We start from the raw sequence: 12,544 nt of genomic DNA on the forward strand, positions 1-12,544 counted from the left end.
CTGGACGACGAAATCCTCGTATCCCTTGAAGCGCGATCCGGCCGGCACGCCGGCCTTGATGACGCGCTCCTCGTGAATGACCAGTCGCTCGGTCTTGCACTGCTTGGCGCCGCGCTTGCCGGCCTTGTCCGTCGGCTCCGTCTTCTGCTCCATGCCGCTCGGCCGGAGCACCGGACGCCCCGTAACGCCCTTGAGCTTGGCAATCTCCGCACGCCGTTCCGCCACCACCTGCTTCAACTCGGCGTTCTCTGCCAGCAGGCGTTCGGTCAGCGCTTCAAGGTCGCCACGCGACAGCTCGGAAAGCGGGATTTTCTCTGGAACCGACATGCCAGGAACAAATCGGGTCCGCAAAGAGCGGATGCAACCTCACTCAACCTCATACCTGCCCGGCTTTTTGCCCCAAGTACAGGAACCGGACTGAACCCATTGAAACGCCTTGACCAATTTTCGCCCCTTTAAACCAGCAATGACAGAAAAGCTCACATCACCGGAGACTTCCATCATGGCGCTGATCGGTTACGCCCGCGTATCCACCGACGAGCAGACGACCGACCCGCAGATCGACGCACTGAGGACCGCCGGCTGCGCTGTCATTCACCGCGAACACGGCTCCGGAGGCGACCGGTCGCGCCCGGAGCTGAAGCGCGCCATCGAGCGCTGCGCTGGGGGCGATGTCCTGGTCGTGGTTCGCATCGACCGGCTGGCCCGCTCGCTCGCCCACCTGCTCGAGATCATCGAGACGCTCGATGCCCGGGGGGCGGGGTTCCGTTCGCTCGGCGACCCGATCGACACCACCAGCCCGCAAGGCCGCTTCACCTTGCAGATCCTCGGCGCTGTCGCCGAGTTCGAGCGCGCCCTGATCCGGGAACGCACGAAGGCCGGGCTCCGCTCGGCCCGGGAACGGGGCCGCATTGGCGGCAACCCGGGACTCCGGCTTCGCTCGGACGCGGCCGCGCGTGCTGTTCATAGCGCTCGCGAGGCCCGGCGCGACGCTGACGTGCTGCGGGTCGCCGATGACATCCTGCACCACGTCCGGGAAATGCGTCCGGCCTATCCCTGGGAAACTGTGGCCCGCAGCCTCGACAGGGCAGGGGCGCGCCGCCCGGATGGTGGTCGCTGGACCGGCCCAGCCCTGGCGCGTACCGTGCGCCGACTGGTCCGCGACGGCTTCGTGGACGCGAGCGTTCTGGAACGTACCCCGCGCCGCCGCGACACCGACGACCTGGTAACGCTGGTCGCCATGGCGGTCAGGACGCTGAAGCCACCGACACTGGCCAACATCGCCCGCCATCTCGAGGGCCTTCACTGTCGCACGCCGCGTGGCGAAACCCGCTGGTCGGTGTCGTCGGTGCAGAATCTGCTGGGCCAGGCGGTCGCACAGGGCCTTCTTGAAGACCGGCCGCTTCCCGCACCGGATGCTCCCCGCCGGCGCGGCCGCCCGCCAAGGTCGCTGAAATCCAGTATGACGCAGGGCTGACCGATTGCTGGGTGGGAAGCCCTCAGCGCTCCATACCGCGGTCGTTGAGAGACCCAGGCGCCGGCTGGTGCAGTTAATTTGAAGACATTGTGCAAGAGAGGCCGGCATGGTCGGCGCGGTGGAGAGTTCCGGATCGCATCGCTTTTCAGTCAGAGGCAGTCTTCCGGATCAGGCCGGCAAGCACCTGCTCGAGTTGAGAAATCCTGTACGGTTTGACGAGCGTCGGTATTCCGGAATAATCGTTGCGGTCCGGCGGGAGGCCATACCCTGAGGCGAAGACGAAGGGCACGCCCCTGGCCACCAGCACATCAGCGACCGGGTAGGAGAGTGTACCGGCCAGGCTGATATCAAGCAGCGCCGCGTCCAGGCTCTCGCTGCGGGCGGCCGCGATCGCCTCGTCAAGGCGGGCGACTGGACCGACCACCTCATAGCCAAGCTCATCAAACATCTCCTGGACTGCCATAGCCACCAGCAGTTCGTCCTCGACCAGCAGCACGCGCGGTTGCCGCTCCCCAGTCTCACCGATCAGAACGGCCGAGGGAGGGCTTGGTGCCAGCCCCGGCCGCTGTTCGAGGGCAAGCTGGAGTGCCTCGGCCAGATCCTCGTGCCGGTATGGTTTGTTCAGGATCGGGAAGGTGGTTGCCAGGGCCGGGTCATGCACCTGTGCCCGCGCCGTGAAGCCCGAGGTCAGCAGAATGGCGGTGTCCGGACAGCGCCGGCGGATCTGATGCGCCAGATCGATCCCGCTCATGCCGCCCGGCATCGCCACGTCCGAGAACACCAGATCGACGGCAGCATGCCGGTCGAGCATCTCCAGGGCGGTGGCACCGTCGGCGGCGTCCAGGACGCTGTAGCCCAGAGCCGCCACTAGGCTGACGACCAGTTGCCGGACATCGGCATCGTCCTCGACTACCAGCACCGTGCCACTCGCCGCCTGCCGGCTCGGGACGCGATCCTCGGCATGCTCTTCCGCCGGGGGCGGTTCGGCCCAGGGCAGGTGCAGGCTGACCCGGGTTCCCTTGCCGGGCGCACTCTCAAGAGTGAGATGCCCACCCGACTGGCGCACGAAGCCGTAGATCATGCTCAGGCCCAGACCAGAGCCCTTGCCGATTTCCTTAGTGGTGAAGAACGGCTCGAGCGCGCGCTCTACGATGTCCGGCGGCATGCCCTCGCCGGTGTCGATGACGGAAACCGCGACGTAGCGTCCAGGCCGGGCATCCGGCAGGATCGCCGCGGCATCCGCATCCACGGTGACGTTCGCCGTCTCGAACCTCAGGCTGCCACCGCCGGGCATGGCGTCCCGGGCATTGATCGCCAGGTTGAGCAGCGCGTTCTCCAGCTGGTTGGGATCGGTGCAGCAATGCCACAGAGCCTCTCCCTCGATGATCTCCATCGCTATGCCGGCGCCGATAGCCTGACGCACCAGAGGCGCCAGCGCCGGCAGAAGGCTGTTGATGCACACACTCCGGGACTGAAGATCCTGCCGGCGCGAGAATGCCAGGAGCTGTCCGGTCAGTCGGGCGCCGCGATCGGCGGCGCTCAGGGCGTGGCCGATCAGCGGAGCCAGGCGCTCGTCGGTGAGGCGAGCCTCCAGCAGCTGGAGATTGCCGGCGATGATCATCAGCAGATTGTTGAAGTCATGGGCGAGACCGCCGGTCAGCTGGCCCACCGCCTCCATCTTCTGGACTTGGCGCAGCCGCGCCTCGGCACTTTCGCGCTCGGCGATTTCGGCCTGGAGCCGGGCGTTGGTCTCGGCCAGTTCGCGGTTGCGTTCCCGCTGCCCAGTCAGGTCGGTGACGATGCCGCACAGAATCCGCTCACCGTCACTGGCCAGGACGGCGAAGGACAGGTGCACCGGCAGGGTGGCGCCATCCTCCCGCACCAGAGTGAACTCGCCGCGACCGCCCGCCTCGGCGCTGCTGGAGATCAGCCAATCAACCGTTGCACGGTCCTCCCCGGGCACGAAACGGTGAAAGGCGCCGCCGACGACACGCTCCTGAGAGTATCCCAGCATGGCCGTGAAGCGGTGATTGCAGTAGAGCACGAGGCCATCGGCGTTCAGTGTGACCGCGCCTTCCTGCATCTGCTCGATCAGCATCCGGTAGGGACGGTCGGCGTTCTCGAGTGTGTAGACCTGGTGACCTTCCGCACCGCCGACCACGACGGCATCGACGTCGCCCTGGCGAATGGCCTCGAGGGTTTCCTCGGCCTCGCGCAGCCGAGCGCGCAACTCCACGTTCTCGCGTTGGAGCCGTTCCAAAGCCGTGTCCGGAGACTCAGGCCGCGGCAGCATGATCATCCTTCATCGGCGAGCTGCTTGTCCAATTGAAGGTGGATGTCCAGGCCAGCCAGAACCTTTTCCTTGTTCGACAGATCGCCGATGATCCGGCGCAGGGGCGAGGGCAGCAGCTTCACCAGGGTCGGGGCGGCGATGATCTGCTGCTCGATCGTGGCCGTCGGGTTCTGGTATATATCGACCACTTCCAGATCGTAGCGCCCCTCCAGGTGGTCTTCGCAGATCCGCCGCATGTTCTCGATCGCCCGCGCCGATCTTGCGGTGGAACCCGTTACATACAGCCGCAGAACGTACTGCGGTTGGTCAGGCTGATCGGCTGGACCCTCGGTCATTTCCTGTCCTCGCGCCGGATGTCGAGGCCGACCAGCACCCGCTCGGTGTTTGACAGATTACCGATGATCTTCTTCAGAGGCTGCGGCAGGTGGCGCACCAGGGTCGGAATGGCCAGGATCTGATCGCCCGCCGCGAGCTGCGGCCTGTCCAGCAGATCGATGACCTCGATCGTGTAGCGGCCGGCGAGATGCTCCTCGCAGATCCGCTTGAGGTTGCTGATCGCCGCCAGCGACTTCGTCGTCTGTCCGGCGACATAGAGACGCAGGCTGTAGTAATCATCAGGCAAACCAGCTCCGGTATCCGGCGCTGAACTGACGACGTAGAGATGCGGGTTCTGCTTGTCGGTGCTGCTCATTCCGCGGCTCCCCGCCTGGCTGCCATGGCCTCGCGGTCCTGTTCAGCGGTCTGCTCGCGCAGGTCGGCCTGCTCATTCAGCATCGCCACCTCGGCCGCCTCGGCCTCGAGTGCGGCCCGCAGCTCGGCGATCTGCCGCTCGGTGGCGGTGCGTCTGCGCTCGAACTCGCGGCGCCGCTGCTCCGCCTCCTGCCGAAGCCGGACCGTCTCGGCCTGCTCGCGGGCTTCCTGCAGGACCCGCGCCGAGCCGGTCAGCACGCCGCCCGCTCCAACATAGGGCCGGCTCAGTTCAACACCGTGTTCGGTCAGCCGGTACTCTCGGATCTGGTTGGAGTGGCTCATCCCCCGCGACTTGAGGACATAGAGGCCGCGGTTGCGCTCGCCGCTTTCCTCGATGTCGAGCAGCGAGATCCAGGTGTCCATCAGCGACGAGATCCGGTGATCCGCCTCGGTCATCGTATGTGCCGGCGTCAGGCTGGTGAACACGCCGGTGACTCCCCCGGCCTTCAGGCTGTCGACCAGGCGCAGCATCGTCGCCTGGATCTCGAACGAGGGGCCGCGGAACGCCGAGACCGGATCGACGACGACGCCAGCCGGCTGGAACCGTCCGACATCCCGGATCATGCGCGCTAGGTGCATCTCGAAGCCGAACAGGCTCGGGCGCGCCGCCTCGATGCGCAGCAGACCCCTGACCAGATGCTGGCGGAGATCGATGCCAACCGACGCCACGTTGCGGACCAGCTGCTCGGGCGACTCCTCGAAGGTGAAGAACAGGCAGCGCTCTCCCCGCCGGCAGGTGGTGTCGGCGAACTGGGCCGCCAGGATCGTCTTGCCCGTGCCCGAGCCGCCCGAGATCAGCACGCTCGAACCCTGGTAGTAGCCGCCGGTCGCCATCATGGCGTCAAGCCCGGGTACGCCGCTCGACACCGGTTCACTCAGGGCTTCATGATCGAGACCGGCGGAAGTGACCGGCAGGACACTGATGCCCTGATCGTCAATCAGAAACGGGTACTCGTTGGTGCCGTGAGCCGAGCCGCGGTACTTGACGATGCGCAGGCGGCGCGTGGTGATCTGATCCTCGACCCGGTTGTCGAGCAGGATAACGCAGTCCGAGACGTACTCCTCCAGACCATGGCGGGTGAGCTGCCCCGCGCCGCGCTCACCGGTGATGATCGCGGTGACACCCTGGTCCTTGAGCCAGCCGAACAGCCGCCGCAGTTCGGCGCGCAGGATCGCGGTGTCGGTGAAGCCGGAGAACAGGGCCTCGACCGTGTCGAGCACGACCCGCCGGGCGCCGACGCTCGAGATCGCGTAGTCGAGCCGGACAAACAATCCCTCGAGGTCGTACTCGCCGGTTTCCTCGATCTCGCCGCGCTCGACCCGGACGTGATCGATCATCAGCCTGCCCCGGGCGACCAGTCCGGGAATGTCGAAGCCCAGCGAGGCGACGTTGGCGGCAAGATCCTCAGCCCGTTCCTCGAAGCTCATGAACACGCCGGGTTCATCGAACTGCTCGGCACCATTGACCAGGAAGGTCATGGCCAGCAGGGTCTTGCCGCAGCCGGCGCCGCCGCAGACCAAGGTCGGTCGCCCCGCCGGCAGCCCACCTATAGTTATGTCGTCGAACCCGTCAATGCCGGTCGGCGCTTTGACAAGTGACGGCGCCTCACGGGCGGGGGCTGGCGCGACATCAGTCATGATCGGGCATCGCAGACTTCGTGTTGGAACTGGAAAAGGCAGCGACTGGGGTGTCGGCTGCCGCCTTGCCGGAAATCCAGTGCCTGAGCACTGTCTCGATCAGATTGGTCAGCGATCGGTTTTCCTGCCGCGCGCACTGCTGGGCCGCGGTCAGCAGGTCAGGGTCGATGCGTACCGTGATGGCCTTCTTCATGAACGAGGGTCTCCGTGCTTTGCCACAGGCTATCGCACCATGATGCGGAGTGCAATACAATCAGTCACTCACTGAGGAAAGCGTTCAGAGGAGGTGTGATAAAAGCTTGCGCGATTGATCTTATGCATCAGCAGGGCCTGTTACAGGGCTCAGCAGACCGATAACAACGCGCAGTATGTCCTCCTCCCTGACAGGTTTCGGAAGGAAGGCGGCGAACAGGTCAGGGTTTGTTTGCATGACTGCACCCGGCGCCGCACTCACCAGCACGATCGGCACATCGCTTGAACACGTACCGTCGCGGAGAGCGAGCGCCAGTTCAACCCCGTTTTTACGCGGCATCATGTAATCGGTCACCACGATGTCGAAACCATCCCTGGCAAACAGATCCAGGGCTTTCTGCCCGTTGCTGGCGGTAACGACCTCGAACCCGGCTTCCTCAAGCGCCATTGCGAGGTTCATCGCGATGATCGTCTCGTCATCGACCACCAGGGCGCGCTTCATCGGCTGGCCTGCTCATCACGTTTGTGGGCAAAGCCACCGAGCAGGGCTTCGGCGCCGTCCGGTGCCGAAGCCAGCTCAATCCCGCGATCGGTGATTTCGAACTCCCGCAGTTGGCTGTCGTAGGCGCCATCCCGGATCTTCATAACGGCAAGGATCCGACGGACCCGCGCCTGAAGCTCGACAAAGCGCAGCGCCACCATATTCTCGACCAGGCTCGAGATCTCGACCGCCGGGGCCTCGATCGAGGATCCCAGCATCTGCCGCAGTTCCCACGAGGCGACCGTGGTGACGCCCCGGACGCGCAGCTCGTTGGTCAGCGCGGTCAGGAACGCCAGCAGCCGGCGGGGATGCTCGGCAGCGCGCTCAAAGCCGCCGATGCTGTCGATCACCAGACGCCGCACGCCGCGCCGGTCAACCGCCTCCAGCAGATGATGTCCAAGCCCATCCAGCAGGTTCTCCGTCGGCGCCTGCCACAGGATCTCCACAGCCCCCTGATCGACCAGGGCGCCGAGGTCAATCCCGACAGCCGCCGCTTTCGACAGCAAGCGCGGTGGCGTCTCGTAAAAGCCGAAGTATAGTCCCGGCTCCATGGGCGAGGACCTTGCCAGGAAGTGCAGGCCGGTCGTGGTCTTGCCGGTTCCCGAGGCACCGAGCACGAGCGTCATGGAGGGAGCGGGCAGTCCCCCACCCAGCACGGCGTCCAGGGTCTCGATGCCGGACGACATCCGCTCGGTCCCAGCCGTGTCGCCTCGCGATGGCTGGCCGTACCGCGCTTCGAGGCGCGGATACACGGCAACCCCGCGCTCGACGATGTCGAACTGGTGCAGCCCGCGCAGATGGGGCCCGCCGCGGTGCTTCGTCACCATCAGGTGCCGGGTCGTGCGAACACCTGAGAGGTCGTCGGTCAGCTCAATGACACCGTCGACCATGGTGTGCTCGGGGCTGGCCATGGGCAGACCGGTGCTGGTCAGCATCAGAACCGAGCAGCCCGCGAAGTCCGCCTGCCCCTGGAGGTTCTGCATGAACTCCCTGAAGTCCAAGCCGGACCTGGCGGCCTCGCGCACATTGAGCAGTCCGTCGAGGACCATCAACGTCGTGCCATGGCGCCTGATCTCACCGCGCAGCAGCCGGACCAGGCTGTCGAGACCTTCCTTCAGCGCCGGCTGGCCGGAGATGTAGTAGACCCCATCCGGCACCAGCGACGGCTCCAGGAACTCAAGACTGCTCAGGTTCTCGATCATCCGGGCGTGCGACTCGGCCAGCAATGTGACATAGAGGGCTTTGCCACCCGCGGCCGCGTGATGGAAGCAGATCTGGTTGGCCAGGATCGTCTTGCCGGCACCAGGCTGGCCCTGGATGATGTAGGCCCGCCCCTCCAGGAGCCCGCCTCCGAGAACCGTATCCAGCCCATCGACCCCGGTCGTCACCGATGCTCCACCTCTGTGCACGCGCAGTACCTTTCAGATAACCGAATACCCAAAGTCGATTCCGATCTGTAGTTTGTCAAACTACTCGTGAAAAGCAGCAGGGTCTGCCGTACCTTGCCGGGATGTTGATAATTGCCACTGGATATCGGTTGCGCCGACACCACGCCAGGGAATGCAGCGAAAGGACCTGGGATGACGTTGCCTCAACCCATATAAAGCGCCTTTTCATAAAGGTGTGAAAAACCAGGGCAGGTCACGTACCAGCATGTCAATTTTCCCGCCCGCTAATCATCTGGAGAAATGCCATGACCCCTCGTCAAGGACAGGGCAACCCCACGGCGAAGAAACAAGATCCTCTGAAAATGAAAGCTTCGGTTGTTGAGCCGTCCATCGGGCTGGTTTCCAGCGACAAGCCTGTAACTGGAGCGCTTTCAAACAGGCAAATCAACGACCACCGGGCGATCCGCCGCAGCCAGCTGCCAGCCAGGGTCATGTCCGCAGTCGGGGAGCATAAGTACCAGATCGGCCAGGTTGTTGATTTTACGCCCGGCACAGTATCCCTTGGCCTCTATGAGATTGTCCGCCAGCTGCCGCCGCAGGGTCCGGAGAACCAGTACCGGGTCAGGAATGTGCGGGATGGTCATGAACGGGTCGTTCGAGAGAACCAGCTGACTCATTTGCCGGAGACATGATGAGGAAGCGATCAGTCGAAAACGCTACGGGGCAAGCGGTGCGGAAAGAGCTCCCGCCTGCCTTAAACCAGTCAACCTTGAGGCAGAGCAATCGCTTAAAGGTGCAGCTACCTGGGATTAGGACCGTTGCCTCGGAATGAGTCCCCTTGATTCCTTCAATGTCTGATCTTTTAGTCGGATACAAAAGGAACTCGAGGCCCATCTTCAGTGAAGCGGTCCTTCGAGCGATTTCCCTGTCTGCTCGGCAAGGGAGGAATGTACCGAGCCAGCACCTTCAACAGCTTCTTCATGGCCGGCTTCGAGTGCTCGGCGCATCGGCGGCGTGACCGCCGTCGGCTCGACCTGATCGCCGCCACTGATCATGACCGTTTTGTCACGGCAGACTAACCGGAGACTGGTTGGCCACGGCATCGGCACAGTTCGCGATGGTGTTCGCTGGCATCTTGTCGAGGCGACACCCCATAGCTATGACTGGTCAAGCTTCCTGCCGATGCTCCGTGCATCACAGGAGGCCGGCCTTCAGGTCGTCTGGGATCTGTGCCACTACGGCTGGCCCGATCACATCGACATATGGTCACCCGACTTCGTAGACCGCTCCGCGCGCTTCGCGGCGGCCGTTGCTTCCCTGGTGCGTGATGAAACGGACGGCGTGCCCTTCTACGCGCCCGTCAACGAGATTTCGTACTGGGCATGGGCCGGCGGAGACAGGGCTATGTTCAATCTCCATGCGCGGGGTCGGGGTGCCGAGCTGAAGGTCCAGCTGGTGCGCGCCTCGATTGCTGCCATCGAAGCAATCCGCGGCATCGATCCCGGTGCCCGGTTCGTGCAGATCGATCCCGTCATCAACGTCATCCCGAGATCGCCGCGCTCCCGCGTCGGCGCCGAGCGTTACCGACGGGCCCAGTACGAGGCCTGGGATATGCTGGCCGGCCGCAACCGGCCTGACCTCGGCGAAAATCCCGGCTGTCTCGACATCGTCGGTGTCAACTACTATCCCGGCAATCAGTGGTTCCTGGGTGGACGAAGCATTGAGCGCTGCCATCCGCTCTACCATCCGTTCCGGGAGCTGCTGCTGGAAACTCACCGGCGCTATGGCAAGCCGCTTATCGTTGCGGAAACCGGAGCGGAGGGAGATGTCCGCGTCCCCTGGTTCCGGTACGTCTGCGACGAGGTTTGCGCGGCACTTGAAGAGGGTGTGCCGGTGGACGGCATCTGTCTTTATCCGGTTACGGATTATCCAGGCTGGAGCAATGGGCGGCACTGCAAGGTAGGACTTCTGGGTTTTCCCGACAAGGTCGGCCAGCGACTGGTTCATACCCCGCTGGCTGATGAGCTGCTGCGTCAGCAGGTTCGGTTCGACAGGCTTCGAAGCGGTGCGACCGATGACAGGTGATCCCGCATAAGACCGGACGGCGGCGATGACAGGCCCTGCCACGGTTTATGCGATCCGTTTTATCCCTGTCGAATACCACTGCCGGTGATACATCGCTTGAATGTCGTGATTAAATCAAGGCTCATGTCGGGTTTTGGGGTGATGGCGGCCAGTCATGCGACCAAGGCGGCGATAAGGGCTCCGAGAAGGGCTTTTCCGCGTCGGCGGGTGTTGTGGACGAACTGGAAAAAGCCGAGATAGATCGGCAGTTTCTCCTGCGAGATGCCGCGGTGCGGACGCAACCAGGAGCGGAGCAGCGACCAGAAGCCTTTCATGGTATTGACGTGGACTTCGCAGAACCCGTCGCCATCGTCATCGCGGGCATACTCACCCCAGGCATGGCAGACCGATTTGTGACCATAGCCCCAGTCTTCCAGGCGGGCATAGATGTCGTATTCATCGGTATAGACCAACGAACCCGAGCTGATAGTCTTTGTGATGATCGGCTGAATGGTCGCCTGCTGAACGTTGGGCAGCATCTGGAGAACAACTTCGCCGCCGCGCTGGATCAGCCCCAGGATGGGAGGCTTCTCCTTTTCCAGGGTGCCGCGACCGCGTTCGCCTTTCAGCCGCCGCCGGCGTCCCGGCCGGCCTTTTTTTGAACGGCGGCCGGGTTGCCCTTATGACCCGCCACGACGTAGACCTCGTCCGCCTCCACCTCACCGTCGAGCCGGACGTCGGGCTGGCGCTCGACCAGACCCTGGCGGAGCTGGCCGGTCATGGCCTGGACGTCGCCCTCGTTGAGATCGAGTTCCTGGGCGATCTGCCGGTTCGACAGGTTGAGGCCCATGAAATACAGACACAGCACCCAGACCCGCAAGGGCTGATGATGGCCGGCCAGAACCGTGCCGGTGAGGTCGTCGAAGCGCGCCTTGCAGTCCTTGCACAGCCAGCGCTGGCGCGTGTGACGGGCATCGTCCCAGCCGTTCCGGACAACCTGGCCGCTGTCGCAGGACGCGCACCGCACGCCGTCCGGCCAGCGATGCTGCCGGATCAGGTCGAAGCACTTGGCGTCATCGAGCAGCGCGGACAGGCGGATCAGGTCGGAGCCCATGGAACCTTCAACTCGGCAGGAGGATCGTCCCCCTGATCAACCGGATAAAACCGTCTTCATCACACTCGATACCGCAACCCAACCACTGGGCACTATACCAGAAACTCATCACCCCAAAACCCGATATGAGCCTAAATCAAATCACAGTAGTTAAGGAACTGCACAGGCAGCACCGCTGCTCACGCGGAAGCTTCAGGGACATCCTATCAGCCCTGCGACTTCGTCGTTCCGACCATCACAGTCCTATGGCTCGCTATGAAATCCTTCCTCGTGACCCTGGCGGCATCTGTTTCAATAGGGTGCATCTCCCAGGTGATCCCGGAAGAGCTGCGCCGGCGCAGCCGATGGCGTCACCGGTCTGCACCTCCGCCGATCTGCCACAGGGTTATGAATGCGTTTCCTCGTGGAACGGGCCGCAATGCCCCAGCAACAGATATCCAGCACCGGAAGGGCCTTAAGACCAGGACCTGGACTTACCCAATTTTCTGTCGGTTCAGTGTGATCGCTACGGAGGCACCTGTAGGCAGCTTGCCAGATCGGTTCCCTGAGGCCAGTGTTATCGATCCAACCCTGATATTCTGGTCATCGTCCTGTTGGATGGCTCGACTACCAGAACGTTGATGACCCTGAAGAAGCGTTGCGGTGCATCCGTCTTCGCAACGGAAACGAGGCGCGTAACGCCGGGCGTGGAGGACGGAAAATTTTCTTTTTAGTTACAGGCTTCTCAGCACCAGTCAAAGTGCGGATTAGTTGCTGCCGGTCGCGCAGTCGTCATTCCGGCCTGTCGACACCAGCAGGACCAAGGTCCCTCAGCACCCGGACGGCGCCGACAACCTCACGCGGTTCGCGGATGCCGGCGACAGTGATGCTGGAACCGTCCGGAAAGAGCAGCCGGAGAGAGCCGATTGCCCTGAGCTGATCCCAGGTCAGTGGTCTTCCCCAATAATCCACCGGCTCGACCTGATGAATGGTGTTCAGCGGGATCAGGATGGTGGGTGTGGAAGCACCGGCCCGGAACCACAGGTGGGTCGCGGTCAGCTCGAAGCGGAATGCCCGGTGCTGCCACAGGACGAGACCCAGAGCGCTC

The 12,544-nt window shown here is 63.7% G+C and carries 15 protein-coding genes; 3 read left to right on the top strand and 12 right to left on the bottom strand.

Annotated features, from left to right (window positions below; translation table 11 throughout):
- Positions 1 to 327: hypothetical protein (locus N826_RS36660; protein WP_044437354.1), on the bottom strand; the 327-nt coding region annotated here is incomplete at its 3' end.
- Positions 328 to 502: 175 nt separating this feature from the next.
- Here N826_RS36660 and N826_RS36665 point away from each other — a divergent pair.
- Positions 503 to 1,477 (top strand): recombinase family protein, encoded by a 975-nt coding sequence (locus N826_RS36665; protein ID WP_063772373.1) that lies wholly within the window; start codon positions 503 to 505, stop codon positions 1,475 to 1,477.
- 145 nt (positions 1,478 to 1,622) lie between these two features.
- Here N826_RS36665 and N826_RS36670 read toward each other — a convergent pair whose 3' ends face one another.
- The 7 genes from N826_RS36670 to N826_RS36700 all read right to left on the bottom strand — a co-directional run bounded on the left by N826_RS36670 (position 1,623) and on the right by N826_RS36700 (position 8,279).
- Positions 1,623 to 3,770, bottom strand: coding sequence for a response regulator (locus tag N826_RS36670; protein WP_169789489.1), 2,148 nt, complete (start codon positions 3,768 to 3,770; stop codon positions 1,623 to 1,625).
- 2 nt (positions 3,771 to 3,772) lie between these two features.
- Positions 3,773 to 4,105 carry a circadian clock KaiB family protein gene (locus N826_RS36675; protein WP_044437356.1) on the bottom strand — a complete coding sequence of 111 codons (333 nt, stop codon included), beginning with the start codon at positions 4,103 to 4,105 and terminating at the stop codon, positions 3,773 to 3,775.
- The gene (locus tag N826_RS36680) at positions 4,102 to 4,461 is read right to left on the bottom strand and encodes a circadian clock KaiB family protein (RefSeq protein WP_084721505.1); all 360 of its coding nucleotides are present in this window, start codon (positions 4,459 to 4,461) and stop codon (positions 4,102 to 4,104) included. Before N826_RS36680 ends, N826_RS36675 begins: the two co-directional genes overlap by 4 nt.
- Positions 4,458 to 6,158 carry a circadian clock protein KaiC gene (gene kaiC, locus N826_RS36685; protein ID WP_044437358.1) on the bottom strand — a complete coding sequence of 567 codons (1,701 nt, stop codon included), beginning with the start codon at positions 6,156 to 6,158 and terminating at the stop codon, positions 4,458 to 4,460. Before kaiC ends, N826_RS36680 begins: the two co-directional genes overlap by 4 nt.
- Complete coding sequence (locus N826_RS45040; protein ID WP_044437360.1) at positions 6,151 to 6,351, bottom strand: DUF6364 family protein; 201 nt, start codon at positions 6,349 to 6,351, stop codon at positions 6,151 to 6,153. The genes kaiC and N826_RS45040 overlap by 8 nt, the downstream gene beginning before the upstream one ends.
- A gap of 120 nt (positions 6,352 to 6,471) precedes the next feature.
- A complete protein-coding gene (locus tag N826_RS36695) occupies positions 6,472 to 6,852 on the bottom strand; it encodes a response regulator (protein ID WP_044437361.1) in 381 nt (126 codons plus the stop codon).
- Positions 6,849 to 8,279 (bottom strand): DUF7125 family protein, encoded by a 1,431-nt coding sequence (locus N826_RS36700; protein WP_211099488.1) that lies wholly within the window; start codon positions 8,277 to 8,279, stop codon positions 6,849 to 6,851. The genes N826_RS36695 and N826_RS36700 overlap by 4 nt, the downstream gene beginning before the upstream one ends.
- Before the next feature lie 305 nt (positions 8,280 to 8,584).
- Between N826_RS36700 and N826_RS43915 the strand changes: the two genes are divergently transcribed.
- Positions 8,585 to 8,971 carry a hypothetical protein gene (locus N826_RS43915; RefSeq protein ID WP_052832731.1) on the top strand — a complete coding sequence of 129 codons (387 nt, stop codon included), beginning with the start codon at positions 8,585 to 8,587 and terminating at the stop codon, positions 8,969 to 8,971.
- Between the two features lie 204 nt (positions 8,972 to 9,175).
- On the opposite strand, the gene N826_RS45045 is transcribed toward N826_RS43915, so the two are convergent.
- The gene (locus tag N826_RS45045) at positions 9,176 to 9,334 is read right to left on the bottom strand and encodes a hypothetical protein (RefSeq protein WP_211099489.1); all 159 of its coding nucleotides are present in this window, start codon (positions 9,332 to 9,334) and stop codon (positions 9,176 to 9,178) included.
- Positions 9,335 to 9,461: 127 nt separating this feature from the next.
- Between N826_RS45045 and N826_RS36710 the strand changes: the two genes are divergently transcribed.
- Positions 9,462 to 10,364, top strand: a complete 903-nt coding sequence (locus tag N826_RS36710) for a glycoside hydrolase family 1 protein (protein WP_211099490.1) — start codon at positions 9,462 to 9,464, stop codon at positions 10,362 to 10,364.
- Positions 10,365 to 10,516: 152 nt separating this feature from the next.
- On the opposite strand, the gene N826_RS45050 is transcribed toward N826_RS36710, so the two are convergent.
- The 3 genes from N826_RS45050 to N826_RS44565 all read right to left on the bottom strand — a co-directional run.
- A complete protein-coding gene (locus tag N826_RS45050) occupies positions 10,517 to 10,972 on the bottom strand; it encodes an IS1595 family transposase (RefSeq protein ID WP_211099491.1) in 456 nt (151 codons plus the stop codon).
- A complete protein-coding gene (locus tag N826_RS45055) occupies positions 10,969 to 11,457 on the bottom strand; it encodes a transposase-like zinc-binding domain-containing protein (RefSeq protein ID WP_063772374.1) in 489 nt (162 codons plus the stop codon). The genes N826_RS45050 and N826_RS45055 overlap by 4 nt, the downstream gene beginning before the upstream one ends.
- Before the next feature lie 771 nt (positions 11,458 to 12,228).
- On the bottom strand, positions 12,229 to 12,544 hold a 316-nt coding region (locus N826_RS44565; RefSeq protein WP_044437367.1), incomplete at its 5' end, for a hypothetical protein.

Origin of the sequence: Skermanella aerolata KACC 11604, from assembly GCF_000936425.1 — a bacterium.
Lineage (GTDB): Bacteria > Pseudomonadota > Alphaproteobacteria > Azospirillales > Azospirillaceae > Skermanella > Skermanella aerolata.

What these genes read in the sequence shown, in the direction of transcription:
- N826_RS36680 (WP_084721505.1), bottom strand. Translation starts at nt 4,461, where the DNA reads ATGAGCAGCACCGACAAGCAGAACCCGCATCTCTACGTCGTCAGTTCA.
- N826_RS43915 (WP_052832731.1), top strand. Translation starts at nt 8,585, where the DNA reads ATGACCCCTCGTCAAGGACAGGGCAACCCCACGGCGAAGAAACAAGAT.
- N826_RS45045 (WP_211099489.1), bottom strand. Translation starts at nt 9,334, where the DNA reads ATGATCAGTGGCGGCGATCAGGTCGAGCCGACGGCGGTCACGCCGCCG.
- kaiC (WP_044437358.1), bottom strand. Translation starts at nt 6,158, where the DNA reads ATGACTGATGTCGCGCCAGCCCCCGCCCGTGAGGCGCCGTCACTTGTC.
- N826_RS36710 (WP_211099490.1), top strand. Translation starts at nt 9,462, where the DNA reads ATGCTCCGTGCATCACAGGAGGCCGGCCTTCAGGTCGTCTGGGATCTG.
- N826_RS45040 (WP_044437360.1), bottom strand. Translation starts at nt 6,351, where the DNA reads ATGAAGAAGGCCATCACGGTACGCATCGACCCTGACCTGCTGACCGCG.
- N826_RS36695 (WP_044437361.1), bottom strand. Translation starts at nt 6,852, where the DNA reads ATGAAGCGCGCCCTGGTGGTCGATGACGAGACGATCATCGCGATGAAC.
- N826_RS36675 (WP_044437356.1), bottom strand. Translation starts at nt 4,105, where the DNA reads ATGACCGAGGGTCCAGCCGATCAGCCTGACCAACCGCAGTACGTTCTG.
- N826_RS45055 (WP_063772374.1), bottom strand. Translation starts at nt 11,457, where the DNA reads ATGGGCTCCGACCTGATCCGCCTGTCCGCGCTGCTCGATGACGCCAAG.
- N826_RS36670 (WP_169789489.1), bottom strand. Translation starts at nt 3,770, where the DNA reads ATGCTGCCGCGGCCTGAGTCTCCGGACACGGCTTTGGAACGGCTCCAA.
- N826_RS36665 (WP_063772373.1), top strand. Translation starts at nt 503, where the DNA reads ATGGCGCTGATCGGTTACGCCCGCGTATCCACCGACGAGCAGACGACC.